Source organism: Salinivirga sp. (assembly GCF_035268865.1).
GTDB lineage: Bacteria > Bacteroidota > Bacteroidia > Bacteroidales > Salinivirgaceae > Salinivirga.
The window spans coordinates 15,955-39,696 of record NZ_DATFKB010000161.1; the positions used below are offsets into that span (position 1 = coordinate 15,955).

26 protein-coding genes are annotated in these 23,742 nt (G+C 38.6%); 11 read left to right on the forward strand and 15 right to left on the reverse strand.

Features of this window, described 5'->3' with window-relative positions; translation table 11 throughout:
- Nucleotides 1–5 precede the first annotated feature (5 nt).
- Genes VJ937_RS09375 through VJ937_RS09385 form a run of 3 tightly spaced genes read left to right on the forward strand, consistent with a single transcriptional unit; the run spans nt 6 to nt 3,605 of the window.
- Nucleotides 6–2,048 (forward strand): alpha-ketoacid dehydrogenase subunit alpha/beta, encoded by a 2,043-nt coding sequence (locus VJ937_RS09375; RefSeq protein WP_324066638.1) that lies wholly within the window; start codon nt 6–8, stop codon nt 2,046–2,048.
- 11 nt (nt 2,049–2,059) lie between these two features.
- Nucleotides 2,060–2,566: a flavodoxin gene (locus tag VJ937_RS09380; RefSeq protein WP_324066639.1), complete on the forward strand. Its 507-nt coding sequence runs from the start codon at nt 2,060–2,062 to the stop codon at nt 2,564–2,566.
- Between the two features lie 25 nt (nt 2,567–2,591).
- Nucleotides 2,592–3,605 (forward strand): dihydroorotate dehydrogenase-like protein, encoded by a 1,014-nt coding sequence (locus VJ937_RS09385; protein ID WP_324066640.1) that lies wholly within the window; start codon nt 2,592–2,594, stop codon nt 3,603–3,605.
- A 110-nt stretch (nt 3,606–3,715) separates the two neighbouring features.
- Here VJ937_RS09385 and rplT read toward each other — a convergent pair whose 3' ends face one another.
- The 3 genes from rplT to infC all read right to left on the reverse strand — a co-directional run bounded on the left by rplT (nt 3,716) and on the right by infC (nt 4,924).
- Complete coding sequence (gene rplT, locus VJ937_RS09390; protein WP_324066641.1) at nt 3,716–4,063, reverse strand: 50S ribosomal protein L20; 348 nt, start codon at nt 4,061–4,063, stop codon at nt 3,716–3,718.
- Nucleotides 4,064–4,134: 71 nt separating this feature from the next.
- Complete coding sequence (gene rpmI, locus VJ937_RS09395) at nt 4,135–4,332, reverse strand: 50S ribosomal protein L35 (protein WP_057951757.1); 198 nt, start codon at nt 4,330–4,332, stop codon at nt 4,135–4,137.
- A gap of 40 nt (nt 4,333–4,372) precedes the next feature.
- Nucleotides 4,373–4,924, reverse strand: a complete 552-nt coding sequence (gene infC, locus VJ937_RS09400; RefSeq protein ID WP_324066662.1) for a translation initiation factor IF-3 — start codon at nt 4,922–4,924, stop codon at nt 4,373–4,375.
- 169 nt (nt 4,925–5,093) lie between these two features.
- On the opposite strand from infC, the gene VJ937_RS09405 reads away from it, so the two are divergent.
- The gene (locus VJ937_RS09405) at nt 5,094–5,588 is read left to right on the forward strand and encodes a metallophosphoesterase family protein (protein WP_324066642.1); all 495 of its coding nucleotides are present in this window, start codon (nt 5,094–5,096) and stop codon (nt 5,586–5,588) included.
- Nucleotides 5,589–5,657: 69 nt separating this feature from the next.
- Here VJ937_RS09405 and VJ937_RS09410 read toward each other — a convergent pair whose 3' ends face one another.
- A complete protein-coding gene (locus VJ937_RS09410) occupies nt 5,658–6,083 on the reverse strand; it encodes an Hsp20/alpha crystallin family protein (protein WP_324066643.1) in 426 nt (141 codons plus the stop codon).
- Nucleotides 6,084–6,215: 132 nt separating this feature from the next.
- Between VJ937_RS09410 and VJ937_RS09415 the strand changes: the two genes are divergently transcribed.
- On the forward strand, nt 6,216–7,109 hold the full coding sequence (locus VJ937_RS09415) for a DMT family transporter (protein WP_324066644.1): 894 nt from the start codon (nt 6,216–6,218) through the stop codon (nt 7,107–7,109).
- Here VJ937_RS09415 and VJ937_RS09420 read toward each other — a convergent pair.
- The 6 genes from VJ937_RS09420 to VJ937_RS09445 form a co-directional block, all read right to left on the reverse strand.
- Complete coding sequence (locus tag VJ937_RS09420) at nt 7,106–7,690, reverse strand: NUMOD4 domain-containing protein (RefSeq protein WP_324066645.1); 585 nt, start codon at nt 7,688–7,690, stop codon at nt 7,106–7,108. The genes VJ937_RS09415 and VJ937_RS09420 overlap by 4 nt on opposite strands.
- 114 nt (nt 7,691–7,804) lie before the next feature.
- Nucleotides 7,805–8,374, reverse strand: coding sequence for a hypothetical protein (locus tag VJ937_RS09425; RefSeq protein WP_324066646.1), 570 nt, complete (start codon nt 8,372–8,374; stop codon nt 7,805–7,807).
- Between the two features lie 29 nt (nt 8,375–8,403).
- Nucleotides 8,404–8,796 carry a hypothetical protein gene (locus VJ937_RS09430; protein ID WP_324066647.1) on the reverse strand — a complete coding sequence of 131 codons (393 nt, stop codon included), beginning with the start codon at nt 8,794–8,796 and terminating at the stop codon, nt 8,404–8,406.
- 44 nt (nt 8,797–8,840) lie between these two features.
- On the reverse strand, nt 8,841–9,404 hold the full coding sequence (locus tag VJ937_RS09435) for an RNA polymerase sigma factor (RefSeq protein WP_324066648.1): 564 nt from the start codon (nt 9,402–9,404) through the stop codon (nt 8,841–8,843).
- Nucleotides 9,405–9,433: 29 nt separating this feature from the next.
- Complete coding sequence (locus tag VJ937_RS09440; protein ID WP_324066649.1) at nt 9,434–10,387, reverse strand: transketolase family protein; 954 nt, start codon at nt 10,385–10,387, stop codon at nt 9,434–9,436.
- Nucleotides 10,388–10,415: 28 nt separating this feature from the next.
- The gene (locus VJ937_RS09445) at nt 10,416–11,771 is read right to left on the reverse strand and encodes a vWA domain-containing protein (protein ID WP_324066650.1); all 1,356 of its coding nucleotides are present in this window, start codon (nt 11,769–11,771) and stop codon (nt 10,416–10,418) included.
- A gap of 138 nt (nt 11,772–11,909) precedes the next feature.
- Between VJ937_RS09445 and VJ937_RS09450 the strand changes: the two genes are divergently transcribed.
- Genes VJ937_RS09450 through VJ937_RS09460 form a run of 3 tightly spaced genes read left to right on the forward strand, consistent with a single transcriptional unit; the run spans nt 11,910 to nt 15,212 of the window.
- Nucleotides 11,910–13,001, forward strand: coding sequence for a Nif3-like dinuclear metal center hexameric protein (locus VJ937_RS09450; RefSeq protein WP_324066651.1), 1,092 nt, complete (start codon nt 11,910–11,912; stop codon nt 12,999–13,001).
- A gap of 2 nt (nt 13,002–13,003) precedes the next feature.
- A complete protein-coding gene (locus VJ937_RS09455; protein ID WP_324066652.1) occupies nt 13,004–13,786 on the forward strand; it encodes a zinc ribbon domain-containing protein in 783 nt (260 codons plus the stop codon).
- A 19-nt stretch (nt 13,787–13,805) separates the two neighbouring features.
- Nucleotides 13,806–15,212, forward strand: coding sequence for a hypothetical protein (locus VJ937_RS09460; RefSeq protein WP_324066653.1), 1,407 nt, complete (start codon nt 13,806–13,808; stop codon nt 15,210–15,212).
- A gap of 434 nt (nt 15,213–15,646) precedes the next feature.
- Here VJ937_RS09460 and VJ937_RS09465 read toward each other — a convergent pair whose 3' ends face one another.
- From VJ937_RS09465 to VJ937_RS09480, 4 genes are all read right to left on the reverse strand, one after another.
- Nucleotides 15,647–16,327, reverse strand: coding sequence for a hypothetical protein (locus tag VJ937_RS09465; RefSeq protein ID WP_324066654.1), 681 nt, complete (start codon nt 16,325–16,327; stop codon nt 15,647–15,649).
- A 622-nt stretch (nt 16,328–16,949) separates the two neighbouring features.
- On the reverse strand, nt 16,950–18,443 hold the full coding sequence (locus VJ937_RS09470; protein ID WP_324066655.1) for a carboxypeptidase-like regulatory domain-containing protein: 1,494 nt from the start codon (nt 18,441–18,443) through the stop codon (nt 16,950–16,952).
- 186 nt (nt 18,444–18,629) lie between these two features.
- Nucleotides 18,630–19,847 carry an FISUMP domain-containing protein gene (locus tag VJ937_RS09475; protein WP_324066656.1) on the reverse strand — a complete coding sequence of 406 codons (1,218 nt, stop codon included), beginning with the start codon at nt 19,845–19,847 and terminating at the stop codon, nt 18,630–18,632.
- A 5-nt stretch (nt 19,848–19,852) separates the two neighbouring features.
- Nucleotides 19,853–21,067 carry an FISUMP domain-containing protein gene (locus VJ937_RS09480; protein ID WP_324066657.1) on the reverse strand — a complete coding sequence of 405 codons (1,215 nt, stop codon included), beginning with the start codon at nt 21,065–21,067 and terminating at the stop codon, nt 19,853–19,855.
- A gap of 209 nt (nt 21,068–21,276) precedes the next feature.
- On the opposite strand from VJ937_RS09480, the gene VJ937_RS09485 reads away from it, so the two are divergent.
- The 3 genes from VJ937_RS09485 to VJ937_RS09495 are packed head-to-tail and all read left to right on the forward strand — an operon-like array spanning nt 21,277 to nt 22,741.
- Nucleotides 21,277–21,855: a hypothetical protein gene (locus VJ937_RS09485; protein WP_324066658.1), complete on the forward strand. Its 579-nt coding sequence runs from the start codon at nt 21,277–21,279 to the stop codon at nt 21,853–21,855.
- Nucleotides 21,848–22,129: a transcriptional regulator gene (locus tag VJ937_RS09490; protein ID WP_324066659.1), complete on the forward strand. Its 282-nt coding sequence runs from the start codon at nt 21,848–21,850 to the stop codon at nt 22,127–22,129. Before VJ937_RS09485 ends, VJ937_RS09490 begins: the two co-directional genes overlap by 8 nt.
- A 51-nt stretch (nt 22,130–22,180) precedes the next feature.
- Nucleotides 22,181–22,741 (forward strand): hypothetical protein, encoded by a 561-nt coding sequence (locus VJ937_RS09495; RefSeq protein ID WP_324066660.1) that lies wholly within the window; start codon nt 22,181–22,183, stop codon nt 22,739–22,741.
- A 138-nt stretch (nt 22,742–22,879) separates the two neighbouring features.
- Here the strand turns inward: VJ937_RS09495 and VJ937_RS09500 are convergent.
- The coding region (locus tag VJ937_RS09500; protein ID WP_324066661.1) for an SbcC/MukB-like Walker B domain-containing protein at nt 22,880–23,742 on the reverse strand (863 nt) is incomplete at its 5' end.

The following is a 23,742-nucleotide window of genomic DNA, read 5'->3' on the forward strand; positions in this document are numbered from 1 at the left end:
ATAAGATGGCTAAAACTAAAAAATATAGTATTAAAACTACCGATAAAAAAACACTTGAAAAATGGTATAGCCTATTAACAGTGGGGCGTGCCATAGATGAAAAAGCACCCAATTACCTGAAACAGGCAATAGGATGGTCATACCATGCCCCCTATGCAGGCCACGATGGTATTCAGCTTGCTATTGGTCAGGTGTTTGAAAAGGGGAAAGACCACCTGTTCCCTTATTACAGAGATATGATGACAGCCTTTTCGGCCGGTCTCACAGCAGAAGAACTCATCCTTAACGGAATATCAAAAGACACTGATCCGGCATCAGGCGGAAGGCATATGTCAAACCACTTTGCCAAACCAGAATGGAACATACACAATGTATCATCATGTACAGGTAACCATACCCAGCAAGCTGCCGGAATAGGCCGCGCGATGAAGTACTACAATGGTGAGGGTGTAATTATAAGCTCTCAGGGAGAATCATCTGTTTCTGAAGGTTATGTTTACGAAGCAATTAATGGTGCCTCGCGGGAAGAAATGCCAGTAATTTTTGTTTTCCAGGATAATGGATATGGAATTGCCGTACCTAAAGAGGACCAAACAGCCAACCGCAAGGTAGCTGATAATTTCAGTGGCTTTAAAAACCTGAAAATCATTCATTGTAATGGTAAAGATGTGTTCGATTCAATGAACGCAATGCGGGAAGCCAAAGAGTGGGCGCTTGAAAACCAGCAGCCGGTAATAGTACATGCCAACTGTGTGCGTATTCACTCCCACTCCAACAGCGACCGCCATGAACTTTACCGCGATGAGAACGAACGTAATTACGTAAAAGAATACGATCCAATAGCCAAATATCGCAGAATGCTTTTGCGCTATGAGCGTTTTACGGAAAAAGACCTTGAAAAAATAGAGGAAGAAGCCAAAAAAATTGTAAAAGATGCCCATAGAAAAGCACTCAAAGCGCCGGATCCAAAACCAGATTCTATTTTTGATTATGTGAGCCCGGAACCATACAAAGCTTCAAAATACCCCGATGGAACGCACAACGACACCGGCAACAAAAAGAAACTTATTGAAGCACTTAATGAAACGCTCAAAGCTGAATTTAAAGCCAATCCCGATACATTCCTATACGGCCAGGATGTGGCACACAAAGACAAAGGAGGTATTTTTAATGTATCGAAAGGATTGCAGCAAGAATTTGGTAAAGACCGGGTTTTTAATGGCCCCATCGCTGAAGATTACATTACAGGTACAGCTAATGGAATGAGTCGGTTTGACGAAAAAATTAGGGTAGTGATTGAAGGGGCTGAATTTGCGGACTATTTCTGGCCTGCCATGGAACAATTGGTAGACTCAACACATGACTACTGGCGTTCAAACGGTAAATTCGTGCCAAACGTAACCATCAGACTTGCCTCTGGCGGATATATCGGAGGTGGCCTTTACCACAGTCAAAACATTGAAGGTGCACTTTCAACATTGCCAGGGTTAAGAATTGTTTATCCATCGTTTGCCGATGATGCCGCCGGCCTATTGCGTACTTCAATGCGTAGTCGGGGAATGACCATGTTTATGGAGCCCAAAGCACTCTATAACGATCCCAAAGCGGCCACACCAATACCCGAAGACTTTGAAGTACCCTTTGGAAAAGCCAGAATACGCAGAGCAGGTGAAGATATTACCATTGTGACCTATGGAAATACAACCCATATGTCGCTCGATGCTGCTGAAAAATTGCAGGAAGAGCTCAATATGTCAGTAGAGGTTATTGATATCAGATCAATAATACCACTTGATACAGATACCATAATCGAATCGGTTAAAAAAACCAATAAAGTACTGGTGGTACATGAAGACAAAGTATTTAGTGGTTTTGGTGCTGAAATAGCTGCTCAAATATCAGATGCAGCCTTTGAATACCTCGACGGTCCTATAATGCGTGTAGGCTCAACATTTACACCAGTTGGGTTCAACCGCATATTAGAAAAAGCAATTTTACCAGATACTGACAAAATATACGCATCGCTTAAAAAATTAGCTGAATACTAAAAAGATCACACATGAAAAAGACAGGATTATTCTATAGTTTCAATACACACAAAACTGCCCAGGTCGCTCAAAAAATCAAAGAGCTTTGGGAAGGAGATATTGATGAAATTAACGTCGAAAAAGCTTCTGATGAGCAATTAATGGCTTACGACAACTATATAATGGGTGTCCCCACCTGGTTTGACGGAGAACTTCCCAATTATTGGGATGAATTGGTTCCTGCACTTGAAGACATGAATTTCAAGGGAAAAACCTTTGCCATATTTGGCAATGGAGACCAAAAAGGGTACCCGGAGAATTTTGGAGATGGCGTAGGAATTATGGCTGAGATAGTCGAAAAACAAGGCGGCAAAGTTATCGGCTACACAGAGGCCGACGATTATGAATTTGAAAGCTCAAGAGCTTTGCACGATGGCAAATTTGTAGGGCTTCTGCTTGATTTCGAAAATCAGGCCCGAAAAAATAACAGCCGAATAAAAAACTGGGTTAAACAAATTGCCAATCAAATGGTTTCATAAATAGAACAACTAAAAAGTTACTGTTATGCCAAAACTCAAAACTAATTACATGGGACTGGATCTGAAAAACCCTTTAATTGTAGGAGCCAGCAACCTAACCACAAAACCAGCAAATGCGAAAAAGCTAGAAGAAGCAGGAGCTGCTGCTATTGTATATAAATCACTTTTTGAAGAAGAATTGGAACTTGATGCGCTTAAACTCTCACAAGAGTTAGACGAGTATGATGAGCGGCATGCTGAAATGGTTAATCTCTTTCCAAGTATTGACCATGCCGGCCCCGATGAGTATCTATATGAATTGCAAGAAGTGGTTGATGCAGTAAGTATCCCTGTTATAGCAAGTGTAAATGCGGTCAAGAAAACCATGTGGGTGGAATATGCTAAAAAAATAGCAGAAACAGGAGTAGCAGCCCTGGAGTTGAACTTTTATTATATTCCCTCAGAAATGGATCGAGTAGCATCAGCAGTTGAAGATGAACAGATTGAAATATTGGAACAACTCAAAAAAGAGATCGACATCCCGGTTTCTGTTAAGATCAGTCCTTATTATACAAATACGCTAAACTTCATTAAAAAACTTGATGAAGCTGGAGCAGATGGAATTATAATGTTTAACCGCCTTTTCCAGCCCGAGATTAATATAGAAACCGAGCAAAACGAGTATCCCGATAATTTTAGCCAAAGCGACGACAAGAAACTTTCATTGCGTTTTGCTGCCCTGGCTTATGATAATATTGATGCACAAATTATAGCCAGCAATGGTATTCATACCGGAGAAGACTTAATTAAAGTTCTCTTAGCAGGTTCAGATGCTGTTCAGGTAGTATCAACTCTTTATAAAAATGGGTTCGACGCGATTCCAAAAATGCTGGACGAATTAACAGCATGGATGGATAAAAAGGGATACAAATCTATTGATGATTTCAAAGGTAAGATGTCTAAAAAGAACATTAAAGATCCATACGCATATCGCAGAGCTCAGTATATAGACATTCTTTTAAATTCAGAAGAAATTTTCAAATTCAATCCGCAACATTAATAGTAATTCATTTCATGATAAAGCGACTGGTTATTTCAATCAGTCGCTTTTTTATGCAAAAAAAAAGAGGCAGTAAACTACCTCTTTTAAATTAACCTATTGTGGTTATTTTATTTTTTAACCGTTTTTACAATAGCTTCAAAAGCTTGTGGATGGTTCATTGCAAGGTCGGCTAATGTTTTACGGTTTATCTGGATATTGTGCTTGTGAATTTTACCCATGAATTCTGAGTAAGACATTCCGTAATTCCTAACTGCAGCATTGATACGCTGGATCCACAGTGCACGGAAATTACGTTTTTTAGTTCTACGGTCGCGGTACTGGTAACTTAATGCTTTTTCATGCGCATTTTTAGCTACGGACCACACATTTTTTCTTGCACCAAAGTAACCTTTGGTTTGTTTTAATACTTTTTTTCTTCTTGCTCTTGATGCAACAGAATTTACTGATCTTGGCATAACATCAAATTTTACGAATTAACAGCGTTCTTTTTCAGAATCTTTAAGGCTGCGTCATTCAAGGTTAATAATTACTTGAGCGCTAAACACTCTTTTACATTTTTCAAATTACTCTTGTCTACTATGGTATAGTAACCAAGATTACGCTTACGTTTCTTCTCCTTTTTTGTCAGGATGTGACTTTTGTAAGCATGCTTTCTCTTAATTTTACCAGTCGCTGTAATCGCAAAGCGTTTTTTAGCGCTGGATTTAGTTTTCATCTTAGGCATCCTTCTACAATTTATATTCTACTTCAAAAATAGCTTTCAATTACTTTTTGGGTGCAATAAACATTGTCATACGTTTGCCTTCTAGTTTCGGAAGTTTTTCAACCTTACCGTATTCTTCCAAATCCTGGGCCAGACGTAACAACAAAATCTCACCTTTGTCTTTAAACAAAATGGTACGTCCTTTAAAAAACACGTATGCTTTCAGTTTAGCACCATCCTGAAGAAATTTCATGGCATGATTCTTTTTGAAATTATAATCATGCTCATCTGTATTGGGACCAAACCTGATCTCTTTGATTACAACTTTAGTAGATTTGGCTTTCATCTCCTTTTGTTTCTTTTTCTGTTCATAAAGAAACTTATTGTAATCCACAATTTTACATACAGGTGGGTCAGCTTTTGGCGATATCTCAACCAAATCGAGCGCATGCCCTTCCGACATTTTAATCGCTTCACTTAGCGGGTAAATGCCGGGGTTGTCTACATTATCACCAACAACTCTTACTTGTTGGGCTCTAATCCCTTCGTTGATTCTGAAACGTGGCTCGTCATTTCTATGACTGGGCCTCTTTTTTCTTCTTTTTTGCGCGATTGTTAAATCCTCCTTCTTTAGTTCAACATAATTTGAAAAAACCTGTGTTTACAGGGTTCGCAAAATAGTGCTGCAAATATCCTAATAAATTTTAACTATACGAAAAATTTTCACTACAAAAATGCGTGTTTCTGTTGAAAAAAAATACTTTAGCTTAAAATTTCTTAAAATGCACATTGGTTTACTTTCCGATACTCATGGTTTTTTACATCCTGCAGTTCAAAAACACCTTAAAGATGTAGATGAAATATGGCATGCCGGTGATATTGGATCTCTACAGGTGCTTCAAAAACTGGAAGAATTAGCACCCGTACGTGCTGTTTTTGGAAATATTGATGATGCCAATTTAAGGCGACAACTCCCTGAAATACTTAACTATAACATTGGTAATTACAAAATTTTAATGACCCATATTGGCGGATACCCGGGTAACTACGCAGCAGGCATCAGGCAAATACTCTACGATAACAAACCTAATTTATTTATCAGTGGGCATTCGCATATTCTTAAGGTCAAACCCGATCAAAAATTTAAACTTTTACACATTAATCCGGGGGCAGCAGGGCTTCAGGGGTTTCATCAGGTTTGTACACTTGTGCGCTTTCGCATTACAAACACTATTGAAGACCTTGAAGTAGTTGAGTTCCCTAAAAAAAGGAGCTGATGGTGTCATCAACTCCTTTAGTGTTATGGTGATAGATCAATTTAATCTACAACCTGCTATGAGCATGTTTTATTTCACATCAATTGCCCTTGGACCTTTATCCATAGCTTCCTCTTTCTTGGGAAGTGTTATGTAAAGGATGCCGTTTTCCTGGTGGGCTTGAACTTTATCCTGCTCAATTTCATCTGATAAATTAAATGCCCTTTTAAAAGAATCCTGAACAAATTCTTGCTTTAAATACGCAGGCCCTTCATCATTCTTTGTCTCTTGTTTTTCATAGCTGATGGTTAATACATCATCTTCCAGCTGAATATTGATATCTGATTTGTCAATACCCGGAACATAAATTTGCATTTCTAACCTATCCTTATAATCAGCAATATTAACATCTGGAAGCTTATTATAACCAAAAGCATTAGAAGCAACGGGGTTATTTAAAGCGTTACTAAATCCCTTATAACCGGGACGTCTGGTTGTGAAAACAGTAGGTATCATAATTATCTCCTTTCTTAATAAATTATTTTTGTTTCTTTGTGTTTTTATTTGCAAGGTGTGTACCAAGCGGAAAAACAAGCCAATTTGACACACCTACCCTGTTATACAATGCCAAATTGACAATATGAGTAAATGAAAAAAACACAAAACACTAAGGCTCAAATCGCAGCCTTCCTCACTGCACTGTTCTGGGGTTATTCATTCACCTGGACAACCCAGGTACTGGAGTTTTTCGATCCCATGTCTATTATTTTTATGCGACTGGTTATAGCGCTTTCGCTAATGATTCCGTTGATGATTGCACTAAGGATGCGAGAAAAAGTTAGATTAAAGGATATGGGTGCACTGGCCCTTTTGGGTTTCTTTCAACCCTTTTTGTATTTCATTTTCGAAACATATGGAGTCAAACTTACCACCTCCACCCTATCAAGTGTAATTATCTCAACAATTCCGTTGCTGGTGCCAGTAGGCGCATTTTTAGCCTTTAAAGAGCAACTAACACTTTTAAATATTGCAGGAATAATAATTTCCTTTTCAGGAGTTACCCTTATTGTACTGGAGCGCCGTCTTGATTTTCAAGGTGGTTATTGGGGTGTAATCATTCTATTTATGGCTGTAATAACTGCAATCATTTATATGATTTTATTGAGGAAGCTGGCAGGTAAGCACAATGTTTTTACGATTAATATCTATCAGAATATTTTTGGGTTGATATACTTCCTGCCATTTTTCATAAAAAATGGGGTGCCTACACTTATGAAAATCGATTTTTCTTTTAGCTGGATTTTTCCACTTGTAGCGCTTGCAGTGTTTGGTAGTGCTGCAGCATTTTTACTTTTTACTTATGCAATAGGCAAAATAGGGGCAACCAGAGCTGCTGCTTACAACAACCTGGTACCGGTAGTAACCGCCATAGCGGCTTATTTTAAATTTGCAGAAGATATCTCATTCCAAAAAACAGCTGGTATTGCCATTGTAATAGCAGGACTGTTTCTTGTTCAGAGGCAAAAGCAACTCAACAATTAATTATTGCTTACACCTGCTTTTATTTGACCCCAATTCTCTCCTTTTTTTATGCGGGTAACCTGCATTTCGCTAATGCAAAAAAGCTGTGCAATAACTTTTTGCTTAACCCCGCGCTCAAGCATCGATTTAAGTAATACGATATCTTGTTTACCAAGTTTAGAATTGGTCACTTTACGTTTCCTGGGAATCTCACGATTTCGCTGGTGCAAGCGACTCAAAATTCTATCGTAACCGTTTTTACGGTTTACCCACTGCAAATTTCTGTAATAATTATTCCCTTTGTTCCAATCAAGGTGCACAACCATGTCATCATGCGGACCTTTGGGCACAAAAGCCATAGCGGTAAGCTTATGTACCAAAACAGTTTTTCTTTTTCCGTTTATTCTTACACAAACAGATTTAAACCCTTTGGTGCTACTCTGCTTGAGTATTTTACCTTCAGGGTTTGTTGAAAAACTTTTTACACGTCCATAATCACTGATCATGTACTTCTCAACTGTACCGGGAATAAATTTCCAATTCTCATCCTGGATGCGACGCAAATTACGTCCATCCGGATGCCGGACAGCAATTTTTCTCATATGTTGTTCATCTAACGGGTAGTGCAAAAATAGAAAAATTCTATAAAACACCCTATAGAATAAAGAAAATCAACCGTTCACAGCAAAACAACAATGATGACTTTAAATGGTGTTCTAATTGCAGCATTGGGGGCCACCAGATTGTGATGGTGGCATGGGCGTTATTTCCTCTCTCCCATTTCCACCTTTTGAATGCCCCTGACGCATACCACGCCCCCGACCTCTATCGAGACCATGCCGGCCGCGAATACGATTGAGCATAAAGTGTTTAAACTGGTGTTCGGTATAAAACATCTGAAGTATTTCCTCATCACTCATGAAGGTTCTAAGCTTATTTATATAGCGCTCCTGTATATCTTTTCGCTGGTCGTCAAAATTCAAAAACCGTTTTAAAGCTGCCTCTCCATTATTTGTATCTAACTCGCCTTCGACATATTTGATCAAAAAACTTCTTTGCGCCCGCCATAAGCTATCACGCTGTTGTGAATATGCATTATACACCGGCCAGAATTTTTGAGCTTCTTTTTCGGTAAGATTCATCTCTTCAGTAAAAAAACCAATCTTTTCGCTCTTATAAAATCTGCCCGGCCTGAAATCATGATTTTCTTGCGTAGGTTCTTCATTGTCGCACGCGTTAAACAAACCTGCTAAAGCAAAAATTACTAATATTTGTAATATTTTCATGGTCTATCGTTATTTAATGTCCTGTAAAACTAATCATTTCCGTACAAAACTTCTTCATTGGCATACCCTGTTTGAATCAGGTAGGCATCATCTTCATTCGTAAGCTCACTTTCCTGACCCTCTTCAGAATAATACTTTAACATTTGCATATCGTAACTGTATAGTTCAGCTTCTACTCCTGCAGCTAAAAGTTCGGTTTCAGATGTTTGCTGCTGATACATATACAACCAACCTCCACCTACGGAAATTAATAAAACAACTGCGGCAGCCGCTCGAAACCATACCTTGTTTAAAGCAATTACCTTTGGTTTCTTTGAAACAGTTTTTTCCAGTATATCATTCTTCAATTCGTCAAAGTACTGGTTCGGCACCCGAAAAGGTTGCGCTTTAAGTTCTGTTTTATGTACTTTTTTATTAGTCATCTCTATTATTACTTATATTTATGACTCATTAACCATTAAAAGGTTTAATGCTCAATTATTTCTGCTTTTATAGTTTCTTCGATTTTTTTTACGGCATGATGGTAAGAAGCCTTCAGGGCACCTACAGAGGTTTCCAGGATATCTGCAATATCCTGGTATTTCATCTCATCAAAATATTTCATATTGAAAACCAGCCGCTGTTTCTCGGGCAGCTTTAGTATTGCTTTTTGAAGTTTTGTCTGAATTTCATCTCCATCAAACCATTCATCACTTTCGAGCGATTGACTCAGGTTGAAAAGGTGTTCATCGAGATTATCGGCTTCTGTACGTTTCTGTTTTTGCAAAAATGAGAGAGCCTCATTCGTAGCAATCCGGTATAACCAGGTGTAAAACTTACTGTCATGGCGAAAGGCGTGCAAATTTTGATAAACCTTAACCCACGTATTCTGCACAACATCATTGGTATCTTCATGGGTTATTAAAATTTTACGTACATGCCAGTACAGCCGTTCGTTATAACGATCAAGCAACCCCGCAAAAGCAAGCTCACTTTTGCGGGTTTTACGCCTGATCAATTTTATTAGTTGTTCGTCAGATTTTTTTTCCATGGACTTTGCATCACAAGTCCCCGGGAATTTTATTTACGGCTAACAGCACGTTTTACAGCCTCGACTAAATTTTCTGTAGTTAAACCGTATTTTTTCATCAACTCCTCGGGTTTACCGCTCTCTCCGAATGTATCATCTACAGCTACCATCTCCAATGGTGCAGGAACATTGCGCCCTAAAACCTGGGCAATACTTTCGCCCAATCCACCATTCATTAGATGTTCTTCGCAGGTTACAGCGGCTTTGGTTTTGCTTACTGATGCTATGACTGCATCTACATCCAAAGGTTTAATTGTATGAATATTAATCAGCTCAACTGATATTTGCTCTTTTTCGAGCAAGTTGACGGCTTCAGCTGCTTTTAGCAACATATGTCCGGTGGCAAAAATCGTCACATCTGATCCTTCGTGCATATTCACGGCTTTGCCAATCACAAACTCCTGATTTTCTGGTGTAAAGTTGGCAACTTTTGGTCGACCAAAACGCAAATAAACCGGACCTTCCATTTTAGCAACTGCTTTTGTGGCAGCTTTGGTTTGGTTATAATCAGCCGGATTAATTACAGTCATATTTGGCAACATTTTCATCATGCCCAAATCCTCCATAATCTGGTGTGTAGCACCATCTTCGCCCAGCGTAATACCAGCATGAGAAGCTGCAATTTTTACATTTTTTTGCGAGTAAGCAATGGATTGTCTCACCTGATCATAGACTCTTCCAGTAGCAAAATTTGCAAATGTAGCAGCGAAAGGTACTTTTCCACCAATGGTTAAGCCTGCAGCAACGCCCATCATATTGGCTTCTGCAATTCCTGACTGGAAAAACCTTTCAGGAAATTCTTCAGCAAAATCACCCATTTTCAAGCTTCCTGTCAGGTCAGCACACAGACCTACCACATTTTCATTTTCACGTGCAGCCTCTACTAATCCTGCACCAAATCCCGATCGGGTATCTTTGTTTCCGGTATTGTTTATTTCAATCATGTTGTAAGTAATTTTCGTGCAAAAATAATCAATAAAAAGTAACCCTGACAGATGCACCCGATTTTATTTCAAACTCCTTTTTAATTGCCTCCAGGACATTGTGTGCAGAGATTGGCCTGTAAATGGCCATATATTTTCCGGGGAGTAGCACCAGCGAACTAAACGACTCATCCTCAGGCAAATTAGCCACCCACTTCACTTTATCATTTTGAATCACGTACACAGCGCAATACCCATTCTGATAGGCTGAGAAATTAGCTATGCCCGGTTCCGGAATTTGTATTTTGGTAGTATGGCTCTGCGAAATTTCTACACTATCAATCTTTAATCGTGGCAGAGTTAGTACCTCTATATTGTAATATCCGGTGATATACCGCTCTTTTCGTTCTACAGTTTGTACATGTACCAATTCGCCTTTTAAATCTTCTACCAGGAATTGCAAATCGCGATATTGAGCACCTTTTGGTCTTTTCAATAATAATGTTCCTCGCGGGGCATCGATTCCAATAATATTATGCGTACCGGGGGAAATGGAAATTGAATCTTTTGAAATAGGAGGCAATGTATGCACAACCATGCGATAATCTGATAATGGATCTAAAATTATGGTATCTGGCACACCTTTTAAGTTGATGGTATGAAAATAATTGTACCGTGGCATTTTACTGAACATATCATAAAATGTCATGCCTACATTGGTTTCGGTAGCATTACCATAGGCATCAAGTAAATTAACCTGAACAGTAGTATTATTAAGGGCCTGGGAAATTACCACACCCATTACATCTTCGAACCTGTCCTCATTGGAAGCATCATAATATTTACCCACACAATTAAAGGTTTCTTTAAAATCTGGATCCAGTCCTATACCAACAACAAATGGTTTTAAAATGATACCCCGTTTTTGCAAATCTCTAGAAACAGCACATGGATCACCTTCACATGCTTCAATTCCGTCTGTAATTAAAATAATTACATTGCGGCAATCATCGTTTGGAAAATCTTTGGCGGCCTGCTGAAGCGAATAAGCTATTGGGGTTGTGCCTTTAGGCTCAAGCATTTTCAGTTTCATCTGAATCCTGCCTGCATTTTTTTCTGCAAAAGGCACTTCCAGCCTGGTATCTTCGCAATCCTGGGGCGGCACATAACTTTGATGACCATAAACCCGCAATGCCATTTCTACGTTATCTTTTTTATCCAGGCTATCGACCATCCTTGACAATAGTCGTCGTGCCACATCAATTTTCCTGGCACTTTCCCAATTACCAGTCATACTTCGTGAAGCATCGAGCACAAATAAAATCCTGGTACAACGGTCTGGCTGCTGTCCAAATGATGTAGTAGTTATGATAAGTAAAATTATGGCTATTAATATTTGTCTCATGGTATTTAAATAAAGCGATGTTTAATTAAAAAAATATTGGAACCCAACATTAAAAACACCAAATTTGTTAGAATATTTGACAATTGTATGTTTGGGCGACCAAAACACTCTACAAATTAACGAAAAAGATTGAGATCTATGCAAATAAACGAACTGATTGGATTTCTTAATACGCTTTATCCACCTCAATTCCAGGAATCATACGACAATTCAGGCTTGCTTGTAAGCCGCGACAACAATGAGATTAGCAAAGCCTTACTCACCCTTGACATCACTCCGGAAGTTATGGATGAAGCTATTAAAGTTAATGCAGATCTGATCATAGCGCACCATCCTGTAATTTTTAAGCCACTTAAAAAGATCCATCACAAAAGTCCTGTAGAAAAAATTATTCGTAAGGCACTTGCCCATGACATTGCAATTTACAGCGCCCATACAAATATGGACAGTGCCCGGGGTGGAACAAACGATAAACTTTGTGAATTACTTAATTTAAAAAACTGTGAGGTACTTTCGCCAATTAAAGACTACCTGTACAAGCTGGTAATATTTGTACCAGAAGCCCAGGCCAATGATGTACGGCAGGCTATTTTTGATGCCGGAGCCGGAACCATAGGTGAATATGACAGTTGCAGCTACAATCTGGAAGGCAAAGGTAGTTTCAGGGCAGGTAAAAATACAGACCCGTTTGTGGGTGAAAAAGGAAAGTTACACTTTGAAGCCGAAACCCGTGTGGAGACAATTGTTCCGAAACATTTGCTTCAACAAAGCATTAATAATATGAAAGCAGCACACCCATATGAAGAAGTTGCTTTCGATGTATATCCGCTTGCAAACAACTTTGAAGCAGCCGGGTTAGGAAGAATTGGCGTATTAGAAAATTCAATGTCGCAAGAAGAGTTTTTAAAACTTGTAAAAGCACAATTAGGTGCTGATCATTTAAGATTCAGTGGAACGGCTAAAAAAATTAGTAAGGTAGCCCTTTGCAGTGGAAGTGGCAGCTCTTTGGCACGGGCTGCAGCTACCCAAAAAGCTGATGCATATATCTCAGCAGACTTTAAATATCATGAATTTCAGGATGCTGCAGAACATTTACTGGTAATAGATGCAGGACATTATGATACAGAAAAATTTGTAAAAGATATATTTTATCAACATATTACCGAAAAATTCCCTAAATTTGCACTCTATTTATCAAAAGTGAATACGAATCCAATCAATTTATATTAGGTATGGCAAAAAAAGCTTCGAAAGCAACCACGACAGATATGAAGGTGGAAGATAAGCTCAAAGCGCTTTACGAGCTGCAGTGTGTGGATAATGAAATTTTCAAGATTCATACTTTACGTGGCGAATTACCGCTCGAAGTTCAGGATCTTGAAGACGAACTAGCCGGTCTTGACACACGCATTAAAAAACTTGAAGAGGATATAAACAACCTTAACAAAGAGGTAAGCCACAAGAAGACCGAGATCACCAATTCGGAAGAACTCATTAAGAAATACAATGAGCAACAAATGAATGTCCGGAATAACAGGGAATATGAATCTATTTCGAAAGAGATTGAGTTCCAGACCCTGGAGATCGAATTGGCTGAAAAGCGCATCAAAGAGTATACCGGTGCAATAGAACAGAAAAAAGAGAGCATCGATAAATCGAAAGCGGCTTATGAAGACCGCATGAAAGATTTAGACGCTAAGAAAGGAGAGCTGGATAAAATTATTGATGAAACTGCCAAAGAAGAGAAAAAACTTGAAAAACGTGCAGGAGAAATCTCTAAAAAAGTTGAAGAGCGCCTTTTAAATGCTTACCAGCGTATTAAAAATAATACACAAAACCGCATTGCAGTTGCCTCGGTAGAACGTGATGCATGTAGTGGATGTTTCAACCGTATTCCACCACAGCGTCAGGTTGATATTCAGAACCGTAAAAAGCTTATCGTTTGTGAGTATTGCGGGCGTATTTTAGTCGACCCGGGTATGACTGACGAAGTAAACTGTGGAAACAAAAAATAAAAATATCAGCAAAATTTACATGCAAAGAGAGAAGCCCACGGGTTTTTCTCTTTGTTGTTTTGGTCTGTTCTTTTTACTCTTTCTCATCCCTGCAATAAGCTACGGGCAGCGTATAAAAAAAGAAATTTACCACAATGCGCTGAATGGCAACTTCACCCGGAGCGCCACGCTAGCCACTGACATTGAAAGTACAGAAACAAATCCGGCAATAGCTACCCCTACCCTGATATCGGCAACCATTGAAGCCTTTCTGAAAGGCACACCTGAAAAAATCAGCAGCGCATCAAAACGGATTGAGAAAATACTGAAGCAACATAACATATCCAAATACGATAAACTTTTTGCTTATACTGCTAAAAGCATGCTTAATGCTCTTGAAGAAGAGTATGTTGCAAGCCTTTACGCAAGCCTAAAAGCCTATTCCTCACTAAAACAACACATAAAAAAACAGAAATGCATTGAACCTGAGATAGTTGCCCTTGTCAAAATATTCAACACCGCATATAAAGATATTCCATCCCGTTACTGGTTTTTATTAAATATGGCCGGAATTGACACCCTGTCCTACACAAAAACCCAACCTTGCACAAACGTAAGATATCCGGAATTAGTCTCTACTTTAGAAATAGTAAAACAAACGCTTAAAGAAGAAGAAACCCTGCAAACCAATCAAAATACTCCGGCCATAGGTCATTTACTGGCAGCAGCATACTACCTAAAAAAACAATCTCCAAAGTTGGCAGGGCAGCATTTAAAAAAAATAGACAGCACAGGGAACTACCCTGCAGCACAATTCTATTACAGAGGTTTAATCCATTTAGACCTGGGGCACTACGAAACATCTGAATGGTACTTTAACAAATACTTATTTTTGCAGCAAAAAGGGCGGTACATTAAATCGACGTTGCTCCGAAAAAAATGGATTGCGGTGCTTAAAGGACAGCCATTTTCAAATTTAGACCGGGCCATTGAAAACAGAGGTACAACCTATACTTTTGCCGATCGCCAGGCATTGAAAGAATACCGTGATCAATATCACCCTGGTTTGTTGGAGGCGCGCATTTGCTTTGATGGGGGCAGATTCCGCGACGCATTGCAAGTTCTCAATTCAATAGACACAAAAAACCTCACCCAATACCGTTTAAACGAATATCATTACAGAAAAGCCCGAGCCCACCAGCTTCTAAAACAAAACAAAAAAGCTTTAGATGAATACAACCAGCTTTTGAAATTACCCAACAATGGTCATTACTACCACAAAAAAGCAATGTTGGAACGTGGGAAAATCTACCTTGATATGGGAAAAACCTCTAAGGCCAATGAAAGCCTCAAACAGGTCATGCAGGTAAAAAGCAACATGTATGCAAAGGTTATAGAGTACGAAGCTGAGATGTTACTGGAAAAGATAGAAAAAAGCATGAAATAGCTTTCGGGGCCATTTCGATTCATAAGATTCTGGCCATTTCGATTCCCGCTGTCCTTCGCACGAGCCACTCAATGGCCTGCGGGTTCAAAAAATTTCTCCGTTAATTTATTGATGCTACCCCAGTTCTCTGAGTTGGGCTTTGGGTTGACTTTGCGGGAATCGAAGAGAACGAACATTTCCACTTGCCACTCAACGGCCATTTCGATTCCCACTGGCCCTTCCCGCATGCTACTCAATGGCCTTCGGAATTACAGATAAACCGGCTTTACCTTCATTTAATACTACCCCAGTTCTCTGAGTGCGGCTTGGCACTGGAATTGAGGGAATCGAAGAGAACGTATTAAGTATCTCTATTCCGCTGTACATTTGCATTTTTTTACACGCTGCGTGTATACTATTGCTGGCAAAAATAAAATCCTTTAGCCAGAATTAATTTAATATTTAACAGCACTCCAGGTTTTATCTGGTTCATCTCCATATGTAAATGTCCCACTCATGGTGTTGCCAGAAAAAGTTCCTGTAAACTGATAATATGCATTGGTCGTATCACTCGCGTCCATATCATAATGCAATGTATCTCCATTCAATGTCCAGGTTCCATATGTGGTATATTGACCAGGGTTACTGGGTTCGTCGTACATGGTTGTTCCATCCGGGTAAAAGTTTACATCAGCGTGCCATGATGTGTTTGCATCATATTCTATTAAAAAATCCCACATGGTGCTATCCAGCGTGGAGGTAGAAAGCTGCAGCTGATTGCTATAACCAGTTCCTGATTGATTGGTGGCATAAACTCTAAAGTAGTAAGAGGTATTAGGCGATAAATTTTCAATCAGACTTGTGAAAGTGTTGGTTGCTTCCTCTGTTTTTGAATCATTAATGGTAGGTGTAGGTGATTCGCTCCAGCAGACACCTCTGGCATCTATTGTATTTCCACCATTTGCCGTAACGTTTCCGCTAATCTCAACGGTGGTGTAAGTTATTTCCGAACTACCTTCCGTTGTGGTAGTCTCAACTGTTGGTACTCCAACCTCACTTTCCTCATCATCACAACCGGTGATGAAAAATAAACCGGGCATCAATAGGATTAGGGGGTAAAAACTTAGTTTTCTCATAGTTTAAATATTTTGTGATAAATTATAGTTTAACCAAGTTAAAAACTTAACTGTATAAGAACAAATAATTTAAGAGTTATTTATTCGTTTAATGGAATAATTTTTTATTATTTATTAAATTGTTTTAATATAAAGCAATGTATTTTTTATACTACCCTTTTTGAGAATATGAGAAAACCCTTGCAATTGTTAATATGTAATGTTTCAAGACTATTCTCCATAATTTGCGAATACTTCCCAGTTCTCTGAGTTGATCTTAAGACTGGTTGTGCGGGAGCCGGAGAGAACGGCCATTTCGATTCCCACTACCTTCCCACAAGCGACTCAATGGCCTTTGGAATTACAATCGGCTTTACCTTCATTTAATGCTACCCCTGTTCTCTGAGTGGGTCTTTGCGATGGATTTGAGCGAATCGAAGAGAACATTACCCGTACGAGCCACTCAACGGCCATTTCGATTCACACTACCTTCCCACAAGCAACTCAATGGCATTTGGAATTACAGATAAATCGGCTTTACCTTCATTTAATACTACCCCAGTTGTCTGAGTGGGGCTTTGGGCTAGCTTTGAGGGAATCGAAGAGAACAAATATTACAAATACTCAATCTTACACATTTACTTCAATTCTTCCGTTTCCTGTATTCCTTCATTTGCTTTGTGGGTTCAATAATGGAGTAGCCTTTCCACAGTTGATCGTCGAACTGATCGACATAAATGGGCTGATAATATTCCGGTTGGTTGAATTGCTTAAAGTCAGATTGGGCTATTTTCTGTCTGTTTATGATCAAAAATTCAACTGAAGACTCTTGCTGAAAGTCAAATTCTAATCCTACCTTCAACTCTTTTTGCTTTTTGTCGAAAAGAAAACGTTCGCGTTTTTTCAACAACTTCACATTACGGTCAAAACTCAAAGAGTTCGTTTTTTTGAGCGAATAATATTTTAATTCATAGTTATCTTCATGTTTTTCAAAAAGTACAGAACCACTGAAGGCCTTTTCAGCATAGCTTACACCAAACAAGCTAAAATCAAGGCCATCTTTTCCGGGTGCATATTGATAATCGGCCCTTATTAGGGCATATGTTTGGGTTGAAATATACAATCTGCCGCTGTATAAACCGCTGTTGTCAGGCTCGAAGTCTATTACGTATACATCTTCTCCGTTTACCTGGGTACCGCCTATCATCTTATAAACGTATTTGCGTAGCTTATGCAGAAACTCCCATGAATCGTCACTATCAAGTGTAGGATATTTTAACTGATGCCTGACACGCCGGTTCGTATATTTCACCTTATGTTTTCCGGCATCACTACTATCTTTCGCAGACTGTGCGGTATCTCCAAGATTCAATTCCTCACTGAGAATTCCTGTTTTTACACGCCAGTATTCCTCAGTATTTGTTTTAGCAAACTCCTTTTCGAATAATTCCAAAAATTTATCAATCTCTGCTATATCTTTCTCCTTCAACACCACAAATCTTATTGGATCAATTTTTACAGAGTCTTCAAGCGTTTTGTCGGTATAGATATCGATTAAATAATCGCTAAAAGATGTTGTGAGTTTGGGGTAATTATTCGCTACTCTTTTAAATAAAGCTGGATTTAGTCCTTCAATGTTGTTTTTTTTATACTCAAAACTAAGGTCTTCGACCCTGTTAATATATTTTTGGCGCACAAATGTCTGCCTGCGGCTGGTAGTTTTTTTATAATTCTCCTCCTTGTGCTCGAGTACTTTCTCCACAATCGACCGGGCATCTGGAGCTGAGCCAAAAACCACCATTTCGTTTAAATCCACGATTTTTTCTGTTAAAAGCACTTTGGAATTCTGACTCAACTGCCTGAGTGATAAGTTACGTGTTTTATAACCAATATATTGAAAGCGAAGTGTGTCTGTGTTGTTCAATTCACTGATATCGATGGAATATCGACCGTCTTCATTGCTGATTACACCTTTCTTTTTGCTTACTGAATAAATATTAGCATAGGCCAATGGTTTGTTGGTAGCAGAATCGAGCACCACGCCCATCAGCATTTGCACCGAATCCTGGATTTGAGCCGAAAGATTAGTGCTAAAAATAAAACATGCGAATACGGGTAATACAAAAAGCCTGATCATGGGTTAAGGGGTTGTTTTATTACAGGTTTTAAATACAGTGAAGTAACGAAAATATTGGATCTTTATTTTACACTCTTGTGAGCATAACTATTTCTGCTAAAAACCGTTCTTGTAATTTACCAAAGTAAATAAACTATGTCTATTTTTGGGGCAAGATAAGATAGAATGGGCTTTTAAGATACAAGTTTAATCTTTGATACACCGAATACCAAAGCCCCATTCATGAAAATGGGCCATATGAAATGTATAATCATTATTATACCAAATTTCAATGTAATGTGCAGAAAACTGATCGTTGGCAGTTGAGGTCCATAATGTTCCTATTCCACCATCATAGTCACCATGAGGCCACCACCTCCACCCATTTGGAAGTAGGCTGAAACCAAATTCATCTGTACCATTTCCATTAGTGTTATGAATTAAGGGCCAGCCAGAATTGGCTTTTAGAGCAATAGCAACAGGATTTTGTCCATTTTGAGAAACATAATCTATCATTTGCATGAATTCATCGTGTGAGGGAACATGCCAGCCATGGGGGCAAATTTTATCAGTTTCCACAACATAAAAGTTATATAATGCACCCCAACTTTCCGCATAAGCCACATTGTCAGCAGGCCAACAATAATTTGCACTATTGGTTAACCAGTCCTGATCGCCAATTGTAAAATTTATAGGCTGTCCATCATTGTAGGTTGTCACTCTCAGGTTCTCAGCAAACCATACCTGATCGCCAATGGTGGTTGTCTCATATTGGTTACCTTCAATATCTGTAACACCGGGACCATTGCAAATAATCGTTATTTGCGTAGAATCCGAACCATATTCATTGGAAGCAATTAGCTTTACAGGAAATTCGCCGCCAGTGGGAAAACTATGTGTTGGGTTTTGTTCCCAGCTTGTGGTCCCATCCTGAAAAATCCATTGCCATTTGGTAGGTAACAAAGTAGATTTGTCTGTAAACTCTATAACCTCGCCTGGTTCGACAGTCGTCTGGCTCACTTCAAAATCGGCGATCGGTGCTGCACTTCCCACATTAATTAAAATCTCATCCTCGGCAAACTGGTTTTCTTTATCCCAGGCCTCCGCAAGTATTTTTATATTACCTGTAGTCTCTTCAGGATGATACTCATATTGCAAAACATCCTCTACACTTCTTGCCACACCGATACCATTAATATAAAGTCTGATCTCTTCTAAATCGTTATCATTGTCGGATGCTTCAACTGTTATATTTACCACATCCGTTTGTATATAATCTGCATGAAAATCCGGTTCAATGATAGTACATTCAGGTGATTGTGTCTCTTCTTCTTCTTTACAACCAAAAAAAATAATTACTGTACCTAAAACAACAGCAGCTATTTTTACATAATCGATCTTCAGAAACATTAAAACTGATCTCATAGCAATTAATCTTTTATACATCTTACACTAAATCCTGAAACATAATTGTCATAATAATTTAACGTAACAAACTCATACTCACTATTCATAATTAACGCTCTGCTACCTCCATACCACCTTCCTTCTGTTTCTATACCATAAAAACTATTGTCTCCCATTCTAACACCAGCAGGTAAAGCACTAAAGCCAAAACCATCAGTTCCATTTCCATCATCTAACCAACCCGTATTGGATTTTAAAGCCAATGCCTGCCGATTTTCAAATCCCTGATTAGCAAGATAGCCTGTTAAATCCAACCATTCTGAGTTAGTTGGTATGTGCCAACCATCCGGACATAAATTACCACTTGCAACTGCACTTTGACTATATAAAGCTCCGTAATTTGGTGCATATTGGGCAGAGTCGTTTTCATACCAGCAATAATAAGCCTGGCCAACATCCCATTGTCCTTCATTATATGTTATTGCGGTTCCGTCTTTATATGTACCGACCTTAAGGTTTTCTGCCATCCATTCCTGTTGACCAATAATTACGGTGCTATACTGATTTCCATCAATATCTGTTACACCATCACCATATTCAATTATGCTATCAACATTTATATAGTTTTCTTTAATGAGCGAATCCATTCCCGTGGGATTTTCCACTTTTAATTTGACATGATAGGCTCCAACGGCATCATAAATGTGTGAGGGAGATTGTTCTGTACTTGTATGTCCATCCCCAAAATCCCAGAACCAGGCTGTTGCATGTTTTGATAGAGAATCGGTAAAGTGCACCTCTGCACCAATTTTAACATCTGTCAAATCAGCTTCAAAATTTGCCACCGGCAGGGAGTCAGGTAGAGTTGGCTCCACCACGGAAACCACAATAGAGCCAATACCAATCTCATCTTTTACATCAGTTGCAATAGCTTTTAGCTGGTAATAATCAGGAGTATACGCTGTAGTATTCCAATTGTAATTGTATGGAAAATTTTCTACAGTAGCTACTTCATTATCATTGATAAAAAACTTTACATGTTTTAAATTCCCATCTTCATCAGTGGCGTCTGTGGCAATCAATATAGTTTCTCCCTGCTCAATTTCGCTATGTTCTTCGGGTAATATTATATCACAATTGGGCCATCGATTTGGCTGATCCTTCTCCTCTTCCTGACATGCTGCAAATAAAAAAATAGAAAGCAGGGCTGTAATTACTAAGGGGCTTCTGTTTTTCATAACTATCAACTAATGAAATAATGAGATTTCATGACCTGGAGGCAAAAATAGTAATTTGAACATTACTTTCAACTGTATTTGGCATTTTATAATCAATCTAAATAAAAAAATCCTATAAAATTTTATTCCAATAATTTTAATAATCTGATAAAAATTTGGTTTATAATTTAAACTACTTTATATTTGAATCGAATTTAAAACTTAAAACTATGGAAAAAGAAAATTTAAAACCAGAAGAGAGCCTTTCGATTATCAAAGAAATGGTTGAAACAGAGAAAATCAGGTTTGGAGAGAATGGATTTATTTACCGGTTTTGGGGATGGATGGTTATTGCCGCTGCTACGCTCCAATACTTGTTGATGTACATTGATTATCAGCATCACTATTATGCATGGTTCCTGATGCTGGTAGGTGGAGTTTATACCGGAATTTATTACAGCCGCTCAAAAAATCAGGTACAAATGCCTTTGTCAGGTAAATTAATGGCTTACACCTGGTCTGCCATTGGGTTAAATATTTTCATTGTGTCATTTATTTTACCACAAACTGCAGGAGAAATGCTACTATTATTTATCCTATCGTTTATTGGAATAGGGACAATTATATCCGGTGCCATGTTGCGGTTCCCCATTATGATTGTTGGGGGTATTCTTTGTAATGCACTGGGGTTTGTGAGCCTGCTTACACCCTTTGAATATTGGGGACTTTACAGTATATTGGCAATAACATTTGCTGATTTAATTCCCGGATATGTTCTAAAAGCTAAATTTCAAAAGCAAAATGTATAAAGACCTGGATCCCATATTGCATTCACAGTTGCGGTTAGCCGTTATTTCCCTGCTAGTTAAAAACGCCAAAATGGAATTTAACGATCTTAAAACCGAAACTAAAGCCACGGCAGGCAACTTAAGTGCGCAACTAAAAAAATTGGAACAAGCTGAATACATTTCAATTACAAAAAGCTTTAAAAACAATTACCCTTTAACAAAAGCAGCAATCACAAAAAAAGGCCTAATTGCTTTTGATGAGTACGTGAAACGTATTCAGGAATATTTAAAGTAAAATTTTTTATCAATATGGTTTAAGATATAAACTAAATTAAAACATAAAGTAATGAAAAAAATAACCCTTATTATGATATTGGCTCTATCAACACAGATAGCTAACGCTCAAATTAAAATAAAACCAACCGGCGGATTTGGAGCCCCTATAATTAGCATCACACAAATTGGTAATGAAACCGGACTCACTATTGGTGGCGGTGGCGGAATGTACATTAATAGCCGCTTTTTCTTTGGTGGTTTTGGAGAAGGAACTGTAATTGAACACAACCCGGATGAAAGGACCTATAAAGACCACTATTTTGAAATGGGTTCAGGTGGTTTTTGGTTGGGATACAGCCAAAGATTAAAAAGTAAGCACTACCTTAATCTTTCTGCCCAAATGGGTTTTGGAAGAATGTACCTGCTTAAAAATGAAGCTATTTCATATTATGACGACATTAGTTATGTAAAACCTATTTTGGAATATGAATATCGGTTCCATAAAGTTTTTGGTATAGCTGCAGGTGTTGCATGGCCGTTTTTTAGTGATTTTGATATACCTGTCTATAAAGCCAAAGACTTATCAAAACCCGCAGCCAGTATTACATTAAAATTTGGTTGGTTGCAATAGCGCATCCTTATTAACCTTTTTGTTTAATGGATTGGGTGATTGGGTTGAGTGAGTTAAGGAGTTGATTAAGTATATTAAGTGAATTGGCAAACATGATTAGCTTATAAATAAACCTAATTACCAATCAACTTAACCCAATCATCCATTAAAAACGACACTACTCCCCTCCTCCGGATCATTCTCAACCATTAAAAACCGGTCTATTTCGGTTTGTAACTCTTCCACGTGCGAAATGATACCCACAATGCGCTGTTCTTTCCTGAGTTGTTTCAATGTATCGAAAACCAATGAGAGCGATTCACGGTCGAGCGAGCCGAAACCTTCGTCCATAAAGAAAAACTGTTGTTTTACTTTGTGGTATTGCTGAATTTGTTCGCTCAGAGCCATTGCCAGCGACAATGCAGCCTGGAAGGTTTGTCCGCCACTGAGGGTTTTCAATAAGCGTGTGTGCCCATTGTGCAAAAAATCACGAACGATAAAGTTGTACTTATCATCAATATCCAACTCCAGTTGGTTGTGCGTAAGTTTGCGAAAACGTTCGTTGGCAATGGCGCAAAGTTGTTCGAGATAAATCTGGCTGACGTAGCGTACAAATTTATCGCCATACAACATTTTGTGCAACACTTCAAAATTGGCTTTTCTTTTGCTCTGAGCATCAAGCTCTTTTTGCAATTTTTCCTTTTGGGTTAGCTTTTCGTTCAATACCTTCAAATTGCTTTGCAAAGCGCCCCGCTCGGATTCCATCTCACTGATGTGCCGCTGTTGCTCTTTTACCTTTTTTTCCAGTGCTTTGTAGTGCTCAGCATCAAACTTTTGATCACCCATCTCCTCCAGTAGATTATTCAGACTGGTTTCCCGGGCATGAAGTTCCTTTTTATAATCCTCAATTTTTTTACGGTTTAACTCCACATCCATTGGTTGCTGAAGAATTCCCTGCACCTGTGCAATGCTTGTAAAGTTGTCATCCTGCATCAATTGCTGGATTTCTTTTTGTTTATCAG